The organism is Halovalidus salilacus (assembly GCF_031852275.1).
Classification (GTDB): Archaea; Halobacteriota; Halobacteria; order Halobacteriales; family Natrialbaceae; genus Halovalidus; species Halovalidus salilacus.
Map to the genome: position 1 here is coordinate 1,565,872 of NZ_CP134700.1, position 18,230 is coordinate 1,584,101.

The following is an 18,230-nucleotide window of genomic DNA, read 5'->3' on the forward strand; positions in this document are numbered from 1 at the left end:
CGAAGACCGGTCGTCGCACGGCTCACAGTTCACCGATCGTCGAATCGAATCCCGCCTGCGGTCTCGAAAATACGGGCCGGACCGTTCAGGGCTCGACCAGTTCGGCGTTCGTCGCCGCCTCCTCGGCCCGCTCGAGCAGGTCGTCGGGCTCGATCTCGAGGAGGCGCTCGAGGCGGGCGTTCGTCTCCGCGCGGTCGGGCGCGACGCGATTGCAACCGGCGTCGATCGTCGAATCGGTGTAGGTGCCGATCTCCCGAGCCATCGCGACGATCTCCTGTTTGTCGCGGGTCAACAGCGGGCGGTGGATCGGGAGGTCGGTAGCGCGGCTGGTGACGGCGAGATTTCGCGCGGTCTGGCTCGACTTCTGGCCCACCGCCTCCCCCGTGACGATGCCGTAGGCGCCGGCGCGCTCGGCGATGACCTCCCCCGCCCGGTAGAAGAATCGTCGGAGCGAGAGCATCCGGCCCTCCTCCATCGTCTCGACGAGCAGGTCGACCGTGTCGCCGCCAGGGACGCGGTAGACGCGCATGTCGAAGTCCGTGGCGTACCGTGAGAGCGTCCGAACGGTCTCCATCGCCCGCGCCTCGTGGTCGATGCCGCCGTAGTCGCCCAGATCGACGTAGACCGGGATCACCGGGCTGCCGCGCTTCATCGCCTCGTAGGCCGCCACCGGGGAGTCGATGCCGCCGCTGATCATCGCGACCATCGGCGCCTGGGAGCCGAGGGGGAGTCCGCCCGGCCCGTCGACGCGGTCGACGTAGACGTAGGCCTCCTCGTCGCGGACCTCGACGCCGAAGCTGAGATCGGGTTCGTCCAGGTCGACTTCGGGCTCGAACTCGTCCTCGACGGCCTCCCAGACGGCCGTCCCCCCTTCGGTGGCGATGTCGTGGCTGGTGAACGGGACGTTCTTGTTCGCCCGCCGGGCGTCGATCGCGAACGCGCCGCCGTCGTAGTGGACCTCGGCCGTTTCCGCGAGCGCCTCGAGGATCGCCTGCTTCTCCGGGGTCACGGAGAGCGCTGGGCTCGTCGAGACGACGCCGAACGCGTCGGCCGCGGTCTCGGCGGCCTCCTCGACGTGCGACTCGTCAGTGCGGACCAGCGGCCGATTCCACCCCTCCTCCACGCGCCCGGGAATCGATCGGTCCTCGAGCAGCGCCTCGAGGTTTTCACAGAGCGCGTTCACCATGCGCCGCTTGACGGTGTTGCTCTTCGTGTTGAGGTCCCCGTGGCGGACGAGAACGGTGTCGGCTCCCGGCGGGTGCATGGAGGTGGATAGCGGACGACGCGTATAAGGGGATTACGAGGCGCCGTTTCGGATCGAGGCGAGGAGGATTCCACCGCACTCAGACGGCCGTGTCCTCGACGGTCGGGCTGAGCGTTCCCGTGTGGCGATACACCCCCGCGAGGAGGACGACGCCCGCAAGCAGCGGAACGATGGCGCTGAGCGCGTACATCGCCTCGAACCCCGCCAGTTCGACGAACGGCAAGGAGACGAGCGGCCCGAGGCCGCCGCCGACGTCCCCGAAGACGTTGTTCGTCCCCATCGCCCGCCCCATCCGCTCCTCGAGCGTCAGGTCCGCGAGCAGGGCGGTCAGCGGCCCGCCGACGCCGCCCTGACCCGCGCCGATGAGCACGCACCCGGCGACGACGAACGAGAGCGACGGCGCGACCGCAAGCACCGCGAAGCCGGCGCACGTGGTCACGAGGAACGCCACGAGGACGGGAACCCGCGCCCCCACCGCGTCGCTCAGCGCGCCGCCGAGGATCGTGAAAATCGACCCCGAGAGGACGGTAACCGCCATGAGCAGTCCCGAGGCCCCCTGTTCGCCGAACTCGAGGGGGGCGTCCGCGAGCGCGAGGGAGACGGAAAGCGATTCGGCCTCGAGGTACAGCACGAGCGTCGAGAAGAGGACGCCGATGTAGGCGAAGTAGAGGCCGAAGTTGACGAGGCCGATCGTGAGGGCGGGTAGCGAGAGTTCGAGGTCCCACGGCGTGACGCCGCCCTCGCGTTCGTCGACGTGCGTCTCCGGGACGACGAAGAAGGCGATGACGCTCGCGAGGCCCGCGAAGCCGGCCGCGACGACGAACGCCGTCGCGTTGCTGTAGAGTTCGCTGACGACGCCGCCCATCACGAGTCCGGCGGGAAACCCGAACGTGATCCCCGCGCGCACGATTCCCATGCTCGTCCCCCTCGAGTCCGTCTCGCTCACGTCCGCGGTGATCGTGTAGGCCGTGGCGAAGACCATCGCGCTGCCGACGCCCCACGCGATCCGCGAGGCGACGAACCAGGCTTCGGGCGCGCTCGAGCCGATGGCGATCACGTAGCCGAACGTCGCCAGCCCCTCGATCGCGAGCCCCGCGACGAACGGCTTCCTGGTGCCGATGCGATCGATGAGCACGCCCGCCGGCGCGTTCGCGACGATGCGCGTCCAGCGGTTCGCCGAGAGGATGACGCCGACCATGAACCCCGAGATGCCGAGCACCTCGCCCAGGTTCGGGAGGATGGGAAACACCACGCCGCCGCCGAAACCCACGAAGGAGGTGCTGGCGACGACGGCGAACACGATCGGTCGTCCTCGGAGATCCGGTTTCGACCCCGAAGCGGCCGCTCCCGAGGTCCCACGGCCGTCAGCGTCGGTGGATGATGGCGAGTCTGGCACCGTCTCGTCACTCCGGCGGTTCGACCCGTCGATCGTAACCGTCGCTCGCCCTTCACTATTGGGAAGCACCGTCCGACGTGCCGGCTTCGGACGACCTCGAGTCGGCCGAAGCGGACGGGTGACCGCTCGAGTGACGGCCAGTCGCTGGGATCGGACCGTGTCGGCAGAGTCCAACGACTCGGGAGGCGGATCTGAAGGCGGATCGGTCCCGAAAAAGCGGACGATCTCAGAACGTCGTCAGTTCGCCCTCGATGACGCGTCGGGTGACTTCCGTGACGTTCGCCAGTTCCTCGTCCACGATCGCCTCGATGTCGGCCTCGACGTCCTCGAGCGCGACGCCCTCGTCGGTGACGACGTGCACGTCGGCGACGTGGGGCTGGTCGATCGGCCGGCCGATCTGGGAGAGCAGGCGCACGCGCAGGTCGCGGATGCCGTCGACCTCGGCGACGACCTGTTCGGCGATCTCCGTCGAGAGCAGGTTGTAGATCTTCCCGATGTGGTTGACGGGATTCTTGCCGCTCGTGGCCTCCATCGACATCGAGCGGTTGGGCGTGATGAGGCCGTTGGCGCGGTTGCCCCGCCCGACGGAGCCGTCGTCGCCCTGCTCGGCGGAGGTGCCGGTGACGGTGAGGTAGATCGACCCCTCCTCGTAGTCGTCGGCCGTGTTGACGTAGACGTTCACCTCGCGGTCGGTGTACTCGGCGGCCACCGCCTCGACGTACTCCCGAACGGAATCGACTGCCTCGACGTACTCGTCCATGTCCGCGACGTGCTCGTCGACCATCGCCGCGGCCACGGTGACGTCGATCTGGTCGTCCTCCCGCTTGCCCATGATCTTCACGTCCGGTCCGAGGTACGGGTTCTCCTCGGCGAACTCGCCGGTCAGCCGTCGCTCGGCGTTGAGGACGATCTCCTCGGTTTCCGAGAGGGGCGCGTGGCCGACGCCGAAACTCGTGTCGTTGGCCATCGGGACGCTCACCTCGTCCTCGCCGAAGACCTCCTGGAGGTCGCCGCTGCCCTCGCCGAGTTTCACGTCGACGACGACGTCCTCGCCGTACTCGAGTTGCGGGATCTCCGACTCGAGGTACTCGCGGGCGGCCTTGAGGGCGATCGTCTCCGCCGGGATGGTCTGGCCCTCGTAGTGTTTGGTCGCGCGGCCGACGATCAGCAGGTAGATGGGGTCGACGACCTCGCCGCCGCCGAAAGCCGGCGCGGCCTCGCCGGCGACGAGCTGGGTCTCGTCGGTGTTAAAGTGCAGGACCTTCCCGACGCGGTCGATGTACTCGCGGGCGAGGGCGCCCGCGACGGCTTCGGCGATCCCGTCGCAGATCGAGTCGGGGTGGCCGATCCCCTTTCGCTCGACGATCTCGACCTCCTGATCCTCTACCGCTCGACGGTCGATCGGTTCGACCCGGATGTTCCGCTCACTCATTACCCGTTCTTGCGCGACGGTGGTTCTATAACTTGCGGAAACCTCTCGCGCACATTATATGCTTCGTGATAATACACCGCTCGGTCCGAACCGCCCCGTCTCAATCACCGCCCTCGAGCAGGAGCCCGAGGTACGAGGTCCGGACCTGATCGGTGGGATCGAGTCCCAGGCGCTCGAGGAGGGTGAACGCGCCATCGCGCGCCGACTCGAGGTCCGCCTCCGTCTCCGCGTCCGTCTCGACCTCGACGTACTCGCCGACGCCGTCGACATCGTCGAGGGTGACGACGTATCCGTCGACGGAAAACCGCTCGCGTTCCTTGCGAACCGTGGCCGCGGCGTCGAACCCCAGGTTTGTCAGGATCGCATCCACGTCGCCGGCGCTCTCGACCCCCGTCTCGACCTCCTCGCGCGTTTTCGATCGGTCGTCCACCAGCGGTCCCTTGTAGGTGAGCTTCGTCTCGGCCGCGTCCGTTTCGGGCCTCGACTCCCGGCGGATCCGCAGCGCCTCGTCAGTCTCGGCGAACGCCCGATGCGGGGCGTCGTAGTAGGTGTCCTCCTGGATCACGACGCCCTCGCGATCGGCCCCGAGTTCTTCGAGGCGCTCGCGGACCGACTCGAGCGAAGCGGGGACTTTCACTTCGACCTCGTACATGCTCGAGGGATCCGCGCGGGGGCGTAAGTAACGGTCGTTCTCGGTTCAAAGCGTCGTACTTAAATGTGGACGGCGGGACGTACCACGTATGACCGAGGAACAGGAGGCCGACGTAGAGGAGCAGGCCGATGACGTCGAAGCGGACGCAGAGAATCAGGCTGACGCCGATGCCGACGCCGAGGCGGAAGCGGAGACCGAAGACGGAGCCGACGCCGAGGCGGAAGCGGAGACCGAAGACGGAGCCGACGCCGAGGAGGCCGACGGCCTCCAGGAGGGCGACTTCGTCGAAATCGAGTACACCGCTCGCACGGTCGAGGAGGGGACGCTCGTCGACACGACCGATCCCGAGGTCGCGGATGAGGAGGGCGTCGACGCCCAGGACCGCGAGTTCACCTCGCGAACGATCGTTCTCGGCGAGGGTCACATCTTCGAGGGCGTCGAGGAGGAACTGATCGGCGCCGAGGCCGGCGACGCCGGCACCGTCACCGTCCCCGCCGAGGAGGCGTTCGGCGAGTACGACCCGGACAACGTCGAGACCGTCAGCACCGAGAAGATCGACGAGGACGACCGCTACCCCGGCGCGCACGTCCACGTCGACGGCCGCCACGGCTACATCAACACCATCATCGGCGGCCGCGCCCGCGTCGACTTCAACCACCCGCTGGCCGGCGAGGACGTCGAGTACGACTACGAGATCGTGGACGTCGTCGAGGACCGCGAGCAGCAGGCCGCCGGCCTGTTCGAGATCTACCTCGACCAGACGCCCGAACTCTGGATCCAGACCGACGAGGTCGAGGAGGAGGTCCCCGTCGAACCCGACGAGGACGACGAAGACGAGGAGGCCGAGCCCGAGTTCGAGACCGAGGTCGTCGAGAAGGAGACGCTCTACCTCGAGGCCTCGCCCCAGCTGACGATGAACCAGCAGTGGATGTTCTCGAAGCAGCAGATCGGCCAGGACGTCATGGACAAGGTCGGCGTCGACCGCGTCATCGTCCAGGAGGTCATCGAGGGCATGGGCGCGATGGGTATGCCCGGCATGATGGGCGGCATGGGCGGCATGGGCGGCGGCGACGTCGACCTCGAGTCCGCGCTCGAGGACGCCGACGTCGACGCCGACGAGATCGTCGAGGAACTCGAGGCCGGCGACGACGAGTAATCGGCTCCTCGAGCCGCTCGCGGGGTACCGACTCGTCCGACGCAACGACGCGACCGCTTTTCGAAACCGCTCCCTTCGGGAGCGACAAGGCTCGACGTCCCAGCACGCTCCCTCGAGTGGGCTCCCCTTGGGGGCCTCGGATTCGGACCGGTGACCTTTTGCTCGCCCCGCGAGGTCGTTCACGCATGACCGACGACAGGGACGGATCGGAGCCGTCGGCCGACGACGGGGGAGAGCGGGAGCGACTCACCTACGCCGACACGGGCGTCGACGTCGAGGCGAGCGAGGACGCCACCGCGGCGCTGCTCGAGGCCTTCGGGAGCGGGCTCACCACCGAGTACGCGGGCCTGCTCGACATCGGCGACCGCTACCTGGCGCTGGCGACCGACGGCGTCGGCACCAAGTTGCTCGTCGCCGACGCGATATCGGACTTCTCGACTATCGGCATCGATTGCATCGCGATGAACGTCAACGACCTCGTCGCCGCGGGCGTCGAACCCGTCGCGTTCGTCGACTACCTCGCGATCGACGAACCCGACGACGATCTGACCAACGAGATCGGCGAGGGCCTCGCCGTGGGCCTCGAGGAGTCCGGGATGACCCTGCTCGGCGGCGAGACGGCCGTCATGCCCGAAGTGGTGTCGGGGTTCGACCTCGCCGGCACGTGCGCGGGCCTCGCGGGGAAAGACGAGATATTCGACGGCGAGGCCGAAGTCGGCGACGTCCTCGTGGGCTTCCCGTCGAACGGAATTCACTCGAACGGGCTGACGCTCGCGCGCGAGGCCGTCACCCGGAACCACGAGTACACCGACGCGTTCCCGCTGGACCCCGAGGTGACCATCGGCGAGGAACTGCTGCGACCCACGCGGATTTATACGGACCTCCTCGAGCCGATGCGCGATCACGGCGTCCGCGCGGCGGCCCACGTCACCGGCGGCGGCTTCACGAACTTGCTCCGGATGGGCGACCGGCGGTACGCGATCGACGACCCGCTTCCGGCCCATCCGATCTTCGAATTTATCCAGGAGGAGGGGAACGTCACCGACGAGGAGATGCACCGGACGTTCAACATGGGGGCCGGCTTCGTCGTCGCGCTCCCCGAGGGCCGGGCCGGGGACCTCGTCGCGGAGACCGACGGCAAAATCGTCGGTCGCGTCGAGGAGGGTAACTCGGTCGAGATTCGCGGCCTCTCGCTCTCCTGAGCGGGCGACGGGGAGCGAACCTCCAACGATCCGTTAGCGGTCCATCCACCAATCCGTCAGCGGTCCATCCACCGATCCGTCAGCGGTCCGCCTCGTCTTCGGGTTGCTCCAACTTTTCGGCCTTTCCGGTCACGGCTCGGATCGCGTCGTACTCCTCGTCGCTGTAAGCGACGAACCGGACGTCCTCGAGCGCCTCCGGGTCGTACGCTTCGATCTCCTCGCCGATGATCCGCGCGCCCTCCGCGAGGTCGAAGCCCGCCACGCCGCAGCCGAGCGCCGGGATCACGAGCGACCGACAGCGGCGGTCGTCGGCTTCTTCCAGGGCGTTTCGCGTCGCGTCGCGGATGCTCTCCTCGGTCGCCCGTCCGTCGCCGAAATGTGGCATCGCCGCGGCGTGGACGACGTAATCCGCGTCGAGGTCGTAGGCGTCGGTCACCGCGACCTCCCCGAGGTCGATCGGTCCCTTCGCCGTCGCCTCCTCGTTGAGTTGTTCGCCGCCGCGGCGCCTGAGCGCGCCCGCGACGCCGGAGCCCATCTCGAGGCTGGTGCCGGCGGCGTTGACCAGCGCGTCCGCTGACTGTTCGGCGATGTCTCCCTGGACGACATCGAACTCCATGTTCGAGGCTACGCGCTCGCCCCCGAAAGAATAACGCCTGCGACGATCTCTTGCTGCTCCGGTCCGCCGGAGGCGTCGCGTCCCTGACTACCCAGGGTTCGGACGATCGCTCCCTCGAGCGCGACGAATCGGTCGAAAGAGCAATCTGTATCCAGTCCAATCGATCGGGTAGACTGTACGAGGATCGTCCGTCCTCCGTTCGGACGATCGGGTTCGGAAGCGGTCTGTGGTAGGTGACATGAATCAACCGCGCGTCCTCTGTGTCAGCGGCGACCGGTCGACGAGAGCGTCGGTGACGCTCTCGTTGCTGGACGCCCCCGTCAACGTCGGCATCGCACAATCAACCGAGGAGGCCGTCGAACGGATCGAACGCGAACCGATCGACGCCGTCGTCGTGGACGCGAGCACCGTCGAGGACGTTCCGTGTCTCGTCGACGCGATCGAGTCTCGCGACTCCGACACCCCGACGTTCGTCCACTGGGGCGAAGAGGGCGACGACGTCGCCGTCCTTACCGAGGTGATCGCTCGAGCGAGTCGGTCGCACTCGTCCGATCGGCTCGCCGACGCGGTCACCGACCGCATCGACTTCGGGCCCGAACGGGTGCTCGACCGCCTCGTCGCGACCGTCCGCCAGCGGCTGGTCGACGCGACGACGACCCGGGGGGTCGAGCGTTCGATCCGCGAGGCGTTCGTCCTCGACGATCGGTTCGAGTTCGCCTGGCTCGGCGAGTACGATCGCGGCGAGCGCGAGGTCGTCCCGTGGTTGACCGACCCGTCCGCCGTCGACTGGCCGCTGGGTCGCACCTTCTCCATCGGGGACGGCAGCCAACCCCTGCTCGAGCGGACGATGCGAACCGAAGAAGTGCAGCAGATCCAGCACCTCGGCGGCAATCCGGACGCGGTTCCCCTCGGTCGGTTCGCCTTCGACAGGGGCGTCCAGGCCGTCGCGGTCGCCCCGCTCGCGTCCGAGGGGGAGCTGTACGGCGTGCTCGCCGTGTACGCGAACCGTGCGCTCTCTTCGACCGAGCGCGAGGCCATCCGGTCGGTCGCGAAGACGGCCTCGCACGTGCTCGAGACCGTGGCCGCTCGCGGCCGCCTCGAGCAACTCGAGCGGTCGGTCGCCCGGTACGAGCGGCTGGTCGAGACCGCCGGCGACGGGATGTACGTCGTCGACGAGCAGGGTCACTTCACGACGATCAACGACGCTCTGATCGAGATGACCGGCTACAGCCGCGAGGGGCTGCTCGGCGAGCACGTTTCCATCCTGCTCGACGACGAGGACGTCGCGTACGGCACCGAGACGATCCGAACGCTGCTCTCGGAGGGCAGGCGCACGGACACGATCGAGCTGACGCTCCTGACGAAAGACGGCCGCGAAATCCCGACCGAGGCGAAGATTTCGGTGCTCGTCCACGACGGCGCGTTCCACGGCTCCGTCGGGGTCGTCCGCGACATTACCGAGCGAAAGCGCCGCGAACGCACGCTTCGGGAGCAGAACGAGCGCCTCGACGCGTTCGCCCGGATCGTCAGCCACGACCTCCGTAATCCCCTCGGGGTCGCCCAGGGCTACCTCGACCTGCTGGAACAGACCGGCTCCCGGGAGCACATCGAGAACGTCCGCGACGGGCTGTCGCGGATGGAGGCCATCATCGCGGACGTGCTGGCGATCGCTCGCGACGGCGAGTGGGCCGTCGATCCGGAACCCGTCGACCTCGAGTCCGTCGTGGGCGACGCATGGGAGCACGTCGATACCAGCGAGGCGACGCTCGAGGTCACCGTCGACGAGGGCGTGACGGTCGAAGCGGACCGATCGCGGTTCCTCAGGCTCCTCGAGAACCTGTTCCGGAACGCCGTGGAACACGGTTCCACGAACCCTCGCTCGCAAGCTCACGAGGATGCCGTCGAACACGGCGGCGAGTCGGTGACCATCCGCATCGGCACGCTCAGGGGCAATTCGGGTCGCACCGGGTTCTACGTGGAGGACGACGGATCGGGGCTACCGGAGGAGATCCGCGACGAGGTGTTCGATCAGTCCGTATCGATGTCGTCGGAGGGACTGGGTATCGGTCTGTGGATCGTTCGCGAGGTGGCGACCGGCCACGGCTGGTCGGTCACGGCTACCGAGAGCGAGGAAGGGGGAGCGCGCTTCGAGTTCGACGTGACCGCGACGACGGCGGTCGTCGAACCGGACGCCGCCGCGAACGACGATTGACGAGGCCGCGAATCGAACGGCTCGGAAAACCGATCAGTTCTCCGTCTGGAGGTTCTGGAACGCGCCGACGAAGTCGTCGTGGGAGGAGAGATCGGAGACGCGGTCGTCGACCCGTCGCTCGAGTACGTCGACGCGTTCACAGAGGTCGACGTACTCCTCGTTCGTCGCCAGTTCCCGGTCGGCCTTCTCGGCCTCGAGCAGGGCCTTCTTCGAGACGAGCGAGTAGTACTCCTGGATCTCCGATTCGTACTCCGAGCGGGCCATGACGGAGTCGACCATGCTGATGAGTTCGTCCTTCGAGACCGGTTTGACGAGGTAGTCGTCGAAGCCCATCTCGATGATGTCGAAGTCGGGGTCGACGGCGGTCACCATCACGACCCGAGAGTCGTAGCCCGCGTCCCTGAGCCGCTCGAGCACTTCGTCGCCGGAGAGTCCGGGCATCCGTCGGTCGAGGAGGACGACTTCGACGGTTTCGCTCATCTCGTCGAGCGCCGCTTCGCCGTCGTACGCCGCGGTCACGGACCACTCCGTTCCGAGCCACGCGGCGAACAGGTCCGCGAGTCGACCCTCGTCGTCGACGACGAGTATCTCCGGCCCGTCACTCATTCGGAACCCCCTCCTGTCCGTTCATCGGTTAGCGCCACGGGTGACACCATGGTACCTATGGGTGATAAATCTCGCGACCAATTGTCAACATCTCGGGCATACCCGGCCATACAACTAACGCGTGTGCACGTGAAGAAATGGAGAACACTCCGGGTCGGCGATCGACGTTCCGGCCCGTCGATACCTCGCGCGTGGGACACCTCGCGCGTAGAATCGACGGGCGCGATCCGCCTCGCGTTCCTGGGCCGGTTACTTCCCCTCGAATTCGGGCTCCTGGTCGCCCATGAACGCCGTGATGCCCTCCATCAGGTCGTCGGTCGCCATCAGTTGCCCGAACGCTGCGGACTCGTACTCGAGGCCGGCGTCGGTGTCGTGGCGGCCGGCGAGCATCGCCCGCTTGACGAACTTCGTGGCGATCGGCGGGCCGGCGGCCAGGTCTGCGGCGAGTTCGAACGCGCGCTCGTCGAGTTCGTCGTTCGGGACGACCTCGCTGACGAAGCCGTAGTCGGCCATCGCCTCGGCGTCGTATCGATCGGCGGTGAGGATGATCTCCTTCGCTCGTCCCTCGCCGATCACGTTGGCGAGGCGCTGGGTGCCGCCCCAGCCGGGGAGCAGCCCGAGGTTGAGTTCGGGCTGGCCGAACTCCGAGCGCTCGCTCGCGACGCGGACGTCGGCGCAGGTCGCCAGTTCCATCCCGCCGCCGAGCGCGTAGCCGTCGATGCCGGCCACGACGGGGAGGTCGCAGGACTCGAGTTTGCCGAACGTCGACTGGCCGAGCTTCGAGAGTTCGACGGCCTCGAGCGGATCGGCGCCGCTGCCGGCCATGCTCTGGACGTCTGCGCCGGCGGAGAAGGCGCGGTCGCCCTCGCCGGTGAGGAGGATCGCGCGCACGTCGGCGTCCGCCTCGAGGCGGTCGATCGCCTCCGAGAGTTCCTCGAGCACCTGGTCGCTGATGGTGTTCATCCGGTGGGGGCGGTCGATGACGATCTCGCCGACCATCTCGCCGGGGTGCTCGACGCGGATCGCGTCGAAATCGGCCGTCTCAGCACCGTCGCCGCCTGCAGCCTCGTAGAAGCCGCCCGCCTCGGAACGTTCGCGGAGGTAGTCGGCGGGCTCGTATCGCTCGTGCCGGGTCTCCTCGTACGCCTCCTCGAGCGTCTCGAGGGCTTCCTCGATTCCGTACTCGTCGACGACCGTGACCGGGCCGTCGGGGAAGCCCGCGCCGAGCTGGGTCGCCTCGTCGATCGATTCGGGCGGCGCGACGTCGTCGCCGATCAGCTTGGCGACCTCGTTGGCCATCGAAGCCACCAGCCGGGCCTCGACGAGGTCGGACTGCTGGTCGCTCGGGATCTGAGCGCCCTCGCCGTCCTCGTAGTCGTAGAATCCCTTGCCGGTCTTCTTCCCCAGCTCCTCGTTCTCGACTTTCTCCTCGAGCAGCGGACAGGGTTCGTAGGCGTCGCCGAGCACCTCGTGCATGTACTCGAGGACGTGGTAACTGACGTCGTTGCCGACCTGGTCGCCGAGTTCGAAACTCCCCATCGGCAGGCCCATGGCGTACTTCGTCGTCGAGTCGACTTCCTCGATGGTGGCCTCGCCTTCGTGGACGAGCCAGCAGGCCTCGTTCATCAGGGGAACGAGGACGCGGTTCACGATGAAGCCGGGGGAGTCTTTGTGCACGCGCACGGGCGACTTGCCCATGTCCTCGGCGAGGGCCTCGGTGACGTCGAGAACGCCTTCGTCCGTGTGCGCCCCGGAGATGACTTCGACCAGTTGCATCCGCACCGGCGGGTTGAAAAAGTGCATCCCGCAGAAGCGCTCGGGTCGCTCGGTGACCTCCGAGAGCTCGGTGATCGAGAGGCTCGAGGTGTTGGTCGCGAAGATCGCGTCGTCGGGGGCGACAGACTCGAGTTCCTCGTAGACGTCCTTTTTGATCTCCATCTGCTCGGGCACCGCCTCGATGACGAAGTCGGCGTCGGCGACGGCCTCCTCCATGTCGACCAGCGGCGTGATCCGGTCGAGCGTCTCCTCGACGTCGTCCGCCGCGATCCGGTCGTTCTCGGCGAGCTTGTTCAGCGACCACTCGATCTGGTCGTACCCGTTCTCGACGAACTCGTCTTTGATGTCGCGCATCCGCACGTCGTACCCGGCCATCGCCGCGACTTCGGCGATGCCGTGGCCCATGTTCCCCGCTCCAAGAACCGTGATGGTGTTGATATCTTCTAGCTCCATGTTCCAGTAGACTATCGACATGGTTTTCAACGTTTCCCCATTTAGGATATAAACTGTAGTTGCGTTTACTCCGGGTTACAAAGTTCTTTATCGATGAGGTAAGAATGTGGTACTATGGAATTCGGGCTCACCGAAGAACAGCAACAGATTCGCGAGGAGGTCCGCCGATTCGCCGAAAACGAGATCGTTCCGGAAGCCGAAAAGTACGACGAGGAGGAGACGTTCCCCCACGAGATCGTCGACGAGGCAGCCGAGATGGGGCTGGTCGGGGCCTCGATCCCGGTCGAGTACGGCGGCGCGGGCTACTCCACGCTCGAGTCGGTGCTCATCGCCGAGGAACTGTTCTCGTACGACCCGGGCATCGCGCTCTCGATCATGGCCTGTTCGTTCGGGACCGAGGCGATCCGGGAGTTCGGCACCGAGGAGCAAAAGGAGCGCTTCTTGGAACCCGTCGCGCTTGGCGAGAAGATCTCCGGGGCGGCCATCTCCGAGCCGGACACCGGTTCGGACGTCTCCTCGGTCTCGACCCGGGCGGAAAAGGACGGCGACGAGTGGGTGATCAACGGCAACAAGATGTGGATCACCAACGGCAGCGTCGGCGACTTCTTCGTCGTCCTCTGTAAGACGAACCCCGACGCCGAAGGCCGGTACAACGGCTTCAGCCAGATCGTCGTCGAGTCCGACCGCGACGGCTTCAAAGCCGACAAGATCACGGGCAAGATGGGTATCCGCGCCTCGGACACGGCCGAACTCATCTTCGACGACGTCCGCGTCCCCGAGGACAACCTCATCGGGACGAAGGACGCGGCGTTCATGCAGCAGATGCAGTTCTTCGACGCCACCCGCGTCGGCGTCGCCGCCCAGGGCGTCGGCATCGCGAAGGGGGCCACCCGCGAGGCGCTCGCGTACGCCCAGGACCGCGAGCAGTTCGGCAAGCCCATCGCGGAGTTCCAGGCGATCCAGCACAAGCTCGCCGACATGGCCACCCGAACGGAGGCCGCGCGCAACCTGACGTACAAGGCCGCCTGGCACGTCGACCAGGGCGACAACATCACCAAGCTCGCCTCGATGGCCAAGGAGTACACCTCCCGCGTCGCAGTCGACGTCGCCAACGAGGCCGTCCAGATCCACGGCGGGTCGGGCTTCGTCAACGACTTCCCCGTCGAGCGGTTCTACCGCGACTCGAAGATCACCCAGATCTACGAGGGGACGACGGAGATCCAGAAGAACATCATCGCGCGCGAACTGCTCAAGTAACGGGCCGTTCCCACCGCGAGTGGTCGATCGCGATCGGGCGTTCGCGTCCGGACGCGGTCGGGGGTGCCGATCGGACTCGAGCGCGCGATCCGTCGCCGGGTCCCGTTTTTTCTCGTTCGACGACGACGGAGAGCGGCGGGAAGACGCCGGTGGGCGACGGCATTCGCGGTCGGCCGCCAACCGACGGCGGCGGACCGCGCTCGACGCGACCGACCGAGAACCCTTTTTCGCGGGCGGCCCTCTGTGAGGACATGAGAGAATTCGTTTTCGCCCTCGAGTACGACCCGGGGACGAACCCCGTCGCCGACGTGCTCGCCGCGCACCCGGACGCCTCGATCCGGTCGCTGTCGTGTCACGTCACGGCGAACAGCCTCTGGCGGGTCGACCACGCCACGGGGTCGCCCGAGGCGCTCGAGGAACTCGAGGCGGCCTACCGCGACGCGACGTACTTCGCCGACTGCCTCGTCAAGGACGACTGCGGGGCCTCCTGCGAGGTGCAGGTGCTCGACCGCTCGCGCGACACGCTCGTCGTCTACACCTACTGGGCCCGCACGGACGTCTGCACGTCGGTCCCGCACGTGGCCCTCGAATACCTCGGCGAGGGACTGCTGTTCGAGACCTACCGCGAGGGGCGGCGGTACCGCTGGCGGATCGTCCTCGGGAACGACGCGCCGATCCACGCCTTCTTCGACGCCCTCGGCGATGAGGTCGGCGAGTGTACGGGGATCGAGGTGCTCCGACTAACGGACCTCGATCCGGAGCGCGACGCGAGCGCCGGCGACGACGGCGAGGAGGCCCTCCCCGACGAACAGCGCGAGGCGCTACGCGCGGCCGTCGAGGCCGGCTACTACGAGACGCCCCGTGAGGTGGAACTGTCGGACCTCGCCGAGGACCTCGGCGTTCCGCGCTCGACGCTCTCCTACCGACTGCGCCGGGCCGAGGCGGCGCTCGTGACGGCGTTCGTCGACGCGGACGACCTGCTCGAGGTTCCCACGTCGTCGCTCTGACGGTGCGTTTTCGGTGACCGCCGGGGAAAAGGCGGGTTGGGCCGCCGGACTGCCGTCGATCGTCCCCGCCGGACGCTCGAAATCGTGGGACCGCCGATGTGGACGGCTTCGAGGCGAGAACCACCGCTTTCCTCGCCGCCGATCTGTTCCGGATCGGGTAGCTACCCGACCGCCGGCGCGTGCGGGAGTGTGGCACGACGGAACCGGTTCGAATTCGACCACGTTTCGCTTCGAAAGTAAAGTGGTATTACGCACGAGGGCGTCGCGGTCGCTTCTCTAGCGGACGGTGGCGTCGGGATCCGACCGTGACCCGCGGTGACGACGCCGACGAGACACCGTCTCGAGAGAGTGGTTCGGTAACCCGCACTTCATTTCGAGCGAATCGACGGCTGATAACCATGAGATTTTTTATACGAAAATAGGCCCCGGGTTACGAAGAACGTCTCGTCCCAACCCAGAACCGAATGGTTTCACAAGTCCCCCTTCAGCAAGTGTCGATCCCGAGTTACCTCGAGCAGGTCGTCGCCGATTTCGTCGCGTTCGTCCCGCGGCTCATCGGCGCGCTGCTCATCCTCCTGGTCGGCTGGATCGTCGGCCGCGTACTCGCCGGCGTCGTCCGGAAGCTCGCCGACGGCGTCGAACTGGATCGGATGGTGCTCGAGACGCCGCTCGGACGGATCCTCGGCGGGACGGAACAGGCGGTATCGGGCGCGTTCGGATCGCTGGCGAAGTGGTTCGTCTACGCGATCGCGATCCTCGCCGCGGCGAACACCCTCGCGATCCCCCAGCTATCGGCCTGGATCGCGCAGGCGGTCTCGTACCTGCCCGCGTTCATCGCCGGGCTTGCGGTGATCGTCCTCGGATTCGTCGTCGCCGACTTCATCGGCGACGCCATCGAGCGCACGCGGGCGGCGACCCACTCCGCGTACACCGGGTGGTTCGCCAACGGCGCTCGAGTCTTCCTGTACTTCACCGCCATCGTCGTCGGCCTCGACACGATGCAGATCGACGTCGGCATCCTCTACGTGTTCGCCCGAGCGCTCGCGTGGGGCATCGCGGCCGCCGTCGCCATCGGCGTCGGCGTCGCCGTCGGCTGGGGCGGGAAGGACTACGTCTCGAACAACATCGGAAACTGGATGTCCCGTACGAGTTCCGTGGCGCCCTCCGAGCAGCGGGGTGGCCCCGAACGCGGCGGCGGACCGAGTCCGGGAGACGACGACTGAGTTCGACGGCGACTCGAGTCAGCGATCGGTCGGGCCGGCGGGCACCGTGTCCACCGGCTCGGCCGCGGCGCGCGGAAAGAGCGGTTTCACCGGAACGGCGACGTACGAACGACACGGAAGTCGTTCGCCCGTTCCCCACTTTTTGACCACGGCGAGCGCGTAGGTTCCCTCGTAGAGCGCCTCGACGTCCTCGAGACACGCTTCGAAGGTCGACTCGTCGAACGATTCCGCCGGGACGGCGTCGGCCGTGACGACGAGGCCGTCGGCCGTTCCGTAGACGTCGACGCGTCCGTCGCACGCCCGGGTGATCTCGTCGACGATCGGCGAAACCGCACCGAGGAGGGATCGGTCCGGGAACTCGGTCGGCAGGCGGACGTAGAGCCGATACGATCGCGGCCGTCGCCTGTCGTACCGCCCCCAGAGGCGTTCGAGTACCCTCACGGAGCCACCGTGACCGTTGCCGGCCGTCCTCGAGCGCCGCCGATTCCGTCCGGTGACACCGTTCGGTTTTCGTGCGTACTGTTCACCGAGGGGGCGTTCGGCCACGTCCACATCATCGGTCTTCTCCCGTCCCTCTCACCCGCGGTAATACGTACTTTGTGGGATCGGGCGGAGCGTCAACCGGGTATTATCGATTCGACCTCGACGAAGGGACTGTTCGCCGCCGCGATCTCAGCGCCGAGTGCCACCGCTCGGTTCGACGGGAGAGACGCGTTGTCACCGCGTGCCAAAGTGCAGCACAGCCAACAACTATTTATCCGATCGTGTTCACGTCCAACCAACGCGGTGCACGACGTGATTCCGACTACCACCCGATCGGAACGGAACCTGCTCGCGGTCTCGTTCGCCCTTTTCGGCCTGGCAGGCGTGACTACCACCGCCGTCGACTCCCTGGGTCCGACGCTCGGAGCCACGGCCAGCGCCGTTGCGGGCGTCTACTGCGTCGCGCGCTACGCCGAGACCGTCTCCCGGCGGTCGCACGCCCGCCTCTCGCTCGGCCTCTGGATCGCGTTCCTCGTCGCGTCCATCGGCCACGCGGTCGGCCTGCGGACGGTCGCGTCGGCGACACCCGGTCCGGACGATCCGGTCGTCGTCGCGCTGACCGCGCTCACCTGGATGACGCTGCTCTCCGCCTGCGCCGCGACGGCGTTCCTGGCCTTCCGCGAGTACTCCTCGCCCGCGGTCGAAGAGGCGGCCGAGGAACGCGTCCTCGACGGGAAGTACGAGTACTGACCTCCGACCCGTCGACGATTCGTAGACCGACGTGCGAGGAGCGGTGGCGCCGTCCGCCGGCCGAGTCGATCGTCGCTCACTCCGTCCGGTAGCTGACCGCGATCCCCTCGCCGAGCGGCAGCACGATCGTCTCGAACGACGGATCGCCCGTCACCCGCTCGAGGTAATCGGCGATTCCCCGGGTGTGTTCGTTGACCTCGCCCGGGTCACGACCTTCGGCGATCGCCAGCAGCTTTTCGAACTCGATCGGTCCGGCGGTGATCGCGTTGTCGGCGACGACGACGCCCCCGACCGACACCTTCGGGCGGACCGTCTCGAACGCCTCCTCGTAGCGGTGCTTCTGGTGGTCGATCAGGACCGCGTCGAACGGCCCGTCGTAGCGGTCGACCGCCTCGAGAGCGTCGCCGAGTTCGTAGCGCGCGACGTCGTCGTAGCCGCCTTCGGCCATGTACTCGCGGGCCAACTCGAGTTCGTCCTCGTCGACCTCAGTGAGGACGAGTTCGCCGTCCTCGGGGAGGGCCTCGGCGAACCAGTAGGCGGAGTAGCCGTAGCCCGAACCGAACTCGAAGATCCGCCGCGCGTCGGTCAGCCGGGCGGTCATCCGGAGGAACGCCCCCACCTCGGGGCCGACGTGGGGGAAACCCTCCGCGGCGGCGCGCTCGTCCATCTCGATCAGCGTCTCGTCGGGATCCGGGCCGATCGCCCGAACGAAGCGGGCGATCTCGTCGGAGATGACGTCGACCAT

Annotated in this window: 16 protein-coding genes; 7 read left to right on the forward strand and 9 right to left on the reverse strand. The window is 67.3% G+C overall.

The window, feature by feature from the left end:
* Positions 1 to 85: 85 nt before the first annotated feature.
* From RJT68_RS07755 to cyaB, 4 genes are all read right to left on the reverse strand, one after another.
* Entirely contained in the window at positions 86 to 1,264 is a 1,179-nt protein-coding gene (locus RJT68_RS07755) for a tRNA sulfurtransferase (RefSeq protein ID WP_407039790.1), read from the reverse strand.
* Positions 1,265 to 1,343: 79 nt separating this feature from the next.
* Entirely contained in the window at positions 1,344 to 2,567 is a 1,224-nt protein-coding gene (locus tag RJT68_RS07760) for an MFS transporter (protein ID WP_407040343.1), read from the reverse strand.
* 319 nt (positions 2,568 to 2,886) lie between these two features.
* The gene (locus RJT68_RS07765; RefSeq protein ID WP_407039791.1) at positions 2,887 to 4,092 is read right to left on the reverse strand and encodes a methionine adenosyltransferase; all 1,206 of its coding nucleotides are present in this window, start codon (positions 4,090 to 4,092) and stop codon (positions 2,887 to 2,889) included.
* 100 nt (positions 4,093 to 4,192) lie between these two features.
* A complete protein-coding gene (gene cyaB / locus RJT68_RS07770; RefSeq protein ID WP_407039792.1) occupies positions 4,193 to 4,744 on the reverse strand; it encodes a class IV adenylate cyclase in 552 nt (183 codons plus the stop codon).
* A gap of 88 nt (positions 4,745 to 4,832) precedes the next feature.
* On the opposite strand from cyaB, the gene RJT68_RS07775 reads away from it, so the two are divergent.
* Positions 4,833 to 5,900 (forward strand): FKBP-type peptidyl-prolyl cis-trans isomerase, encoded by a 1,068-nt coding sequence (locus RJT68_RS07775; protein WP_407039793.1) that lies wholly within the window; start codon positions 4,833 to 4,835, stop codon positions 5,898 to 5,900.
* A gap of 185 nt (positions 5,901 to 6,085) precedes the next feature.
* Positions 6,086 to 7,102 (forward strand): phosphoribosylformylglycinamidine cyclo-ligase, encoded by a 1,017-nt coding sequence (gene purM, locus RJT68_RS07780; protein WP_407039794.1) that lies wholly within the window; start codon positions 6,086 to 6,088, stop codon positions 7,100 to 7,102.
* A gap of 79 nt (positions 7,103 to 7,181) precedes the next feature.
* Here the strand turns inward: purM and RJT68_RS07785 are convergent, their stop codons facing one another.
* Entirely contained in the window at positions 7,182 to 7,718 is a 537-nt protein-coding gene (locus RJT68_RS07785; protein WP_407039795.1) for a macro domain-containing protein, read from the reverse strand.
* Positions 7,719 to 7,956: 238 nt separating this feature from the next.
* Between RJT68_RS07785 and RJT68_RS07790 the strand changes: the two genes are divergently transcribed.
* A complete protein-coding gene (locus RJT68_RS07790) occupies positions 7,957 to 9,930 on the forward strand; it encodes a PAS domain S-box protein (protein ID WP_407039796.1) in 1,974 nt (657 codons plus the stop codon).
* A 33-nt stretch (positions 9,931 to 9,963) separates the two neighbouring features.
* Here RJT68_RS07790 and RJT68_RS07795 read toward each other — a convergent pair whose 3' ends face one another.
* Positions 9,964 to 10,536, reverse strand: a complete 573-nt coding sequence (locus tag RJT68_RS07795) for a HalX domain-containing protein (protein WP_407039797.1) — start codon at positions 10,534 to 10,536, stop codon at positions 9,964 to 9,966.
* A 249-nt stretch (positions 10,537 to 10,785) separates the two neighbouring features.
* Positions 10,786 to 12,765, reverse strand: coding sequence for a 3-hydroxyacyl-CoA dehydrogenase/enoyl-CoA hydratase family protein (locus RJT68_RS07800; RefSeq protein ID WP_407039798.1), 1,980 nt, complete (start codon positions 12,763 to 12,765; stop codon positions 10,786 to 10,788).
* 114 nt (positions 12,766 to 12,879) lie between these two features.
* Here RJT68_RS07800 and RJT68_RS07805 point away from each other — a divergent pair, with 114 nt between their 5' ends.
* The 3 genes from RJT68_RS07805 to RJT68_RS07815 all read left to right on the forward strand — a co-directional run bounded on the left by RJT68_RS07805 (position 12,880) and on the right by RJT68_RS07815 (position 16,252).
* Complete coding sequence (locus RJT68_RS07805) at positions 12,880 to 14,022, forward strand: acyl-CoA dehydrogenase family protein (protein ID WP_407039799.1); 1,143 nt, start codon at positions 12,880 to 12,882, stop codon at positions 14,020 to 14,022.
* Positions 14,023 to 14,273: 251 nt separating this feature from the next.
* Positions 14,274 to 15,029, forward strand: coding sequence for a helix-turn-helix domain-containing protein (locus tag RJT68_RS07810; protein WP_407039800.1), 756 nt, complete (start codon positions 14,274 to 14,276; stop codon positions 15,027 to 15,029).
* A 464-nt stretch (positions 15,030 to 15,493) separates the two neighbouring features.
* Complete coding sequence (locus tag RJT68_RS07815; RefSeq protein WP_407039801.1) at positions 15,494 to 16,252, forward strand: mechanosensitive ion channel family protein; 759 nt, start codon at positions 15,494 to 15,496, stop codon at positions 16,250 to 16,252.
* A gap of 18 nt (positions 16,253 to 16,270) precedes the next feature.
* Here the strand turns inward: RJT68_RS07815 and RJT68_RS07820 are convergent, their stop codons facing one another.
* The gene (locus RJT68_RS07820; RefSeq protein ID WP_407039802.1) at positions 16,271 to 16,693 is read right to left on the reverse strand and encodes a hypothetical protein; all 423 of its coding nucleotides are present in this window, start codon (positions 16,691 to 16,693) and stop codon (positions 16,271 to 16,273) included.
* Positions 16,694 to 17,038: 345 nt separating this feature from the next.
* Between RJT68_RS07820 and RJT68_RS07825 the strand changes: the two genes are divergently transcribed.
* A complete protein-coding gene (locus tag RJT68_RS07825) occupies positions 17,039 to 17,485 on the forward strand; it encodes a hypothetical protein (RefSeq protein WP_407039803.1) in 447 nt (148 codons plus the stop codon).
* 76 nt (positions 17,486 to 17,561) lie between these two features.
* Here RJT68_RS07825 and RJT68_RS07830 read toward each other — a convergent pair whose 3' ends face one another.
* A complete protein-coding gene (locus RJT68_RS07830) occupies positions 17,562 to 18,230 on the reverse strand; it encodes an O-methyltransferase (RefSeq protein WP_407039804.1) in 669 nt (222 codons plus the stop codon).

Bases quoted from the DNA above. Each gene is read 5' to 3' on its own strand.
- RJT68_RS07795 (WP_407039797.1), bottom strand. From the start codon at position 10,536: ATGAGTGACGGGCCGGAGATACTCGTCGTCGACGACGAGGGTCGACTC.
- RJT68_RS07775 (WP_407039793.1), top strand. From the start codon at position 4,833: ATGACCGAGGAACAGGAGGCCGACGTAGAGGAGCAGGCCGATGACGTC.
- RJT68_RS07830 (WP_407039804.1), bottom strand. From the start codon at position 18,230: ATGGTCGACGTCATCTCCGACGAGATCGCCCGCTTCGTTCGGGCGATC.
- RJT68_RS07785 (WP_407039795.1), bottom strand. From the start codon at position 7,718: ATGGAGTTCGATGTCGTCCAGGGAGACATCGCCGAACAGTCAGCGGAC.
- cyaB (WP_407039792.1), bottom strand. From the start codon at position 4,744: ATGTACGAGGTCGAAGTGAAAGTCCCCGCTTCGCTCGAGTCGGTCCGC.
- RJT68_RS07790 (WP_407039796.1), top strand. From the start codon at position 7,957: ATGAATCAACCGCGCGTCCTCTGTGTCAGCGGCGACCGGTCGACGAGA.
- RJT68_RS07815 (WP_407039801.1), top strand. From the start codon at position 15,494: ATGGTTTCACAAGTCCCCCTTCAGCAAGTGTCGATCCCGAGTTACCTC.
- RJT68_RS07810 (WP_407039800.1), top strand. From the start codon at position 14,274: ATGAGAGAATTCGTTTTCGCCCTCGAGTACGACCCGGGGACGAACCCC.
- RJT68_RS07805 (WP_407039799.1), top strand. From the start codon at position 12,880: ATGGAATTCGGGCTCACCGAAGAACAGCAACAGATTCGCGAGGAGGTC.
- RJT68_RS07800 (WP_407039798.1), bottom strand. From the start codon at position 12,765: ATGGAGCTAGAAGATATCAACACCATCACGGTTCTTGGAGCGGGGAAC.
- purM (WP_407039794.1), top strand. From the start codon at position 6,086: ATGACCGACGACAGGGACGGATCGGAGCCGTCGGCCGACGACGGGGGA.
- RJT68_RS07755 (WP_407039790.1), bottom strand. From the start codon at position 1,264: ATGCACCCGCCGGGAGCCGACACCGTTCTCGTCCGCCACGGGGACCTC.
- RJT68_RS07765 (WP_407039791.1), bottom strand. From the start codon at position 4,092: ATGAGTGAGCGGAACATCCGGGTCGAACCGATCGACCGTCGAGCGGTA.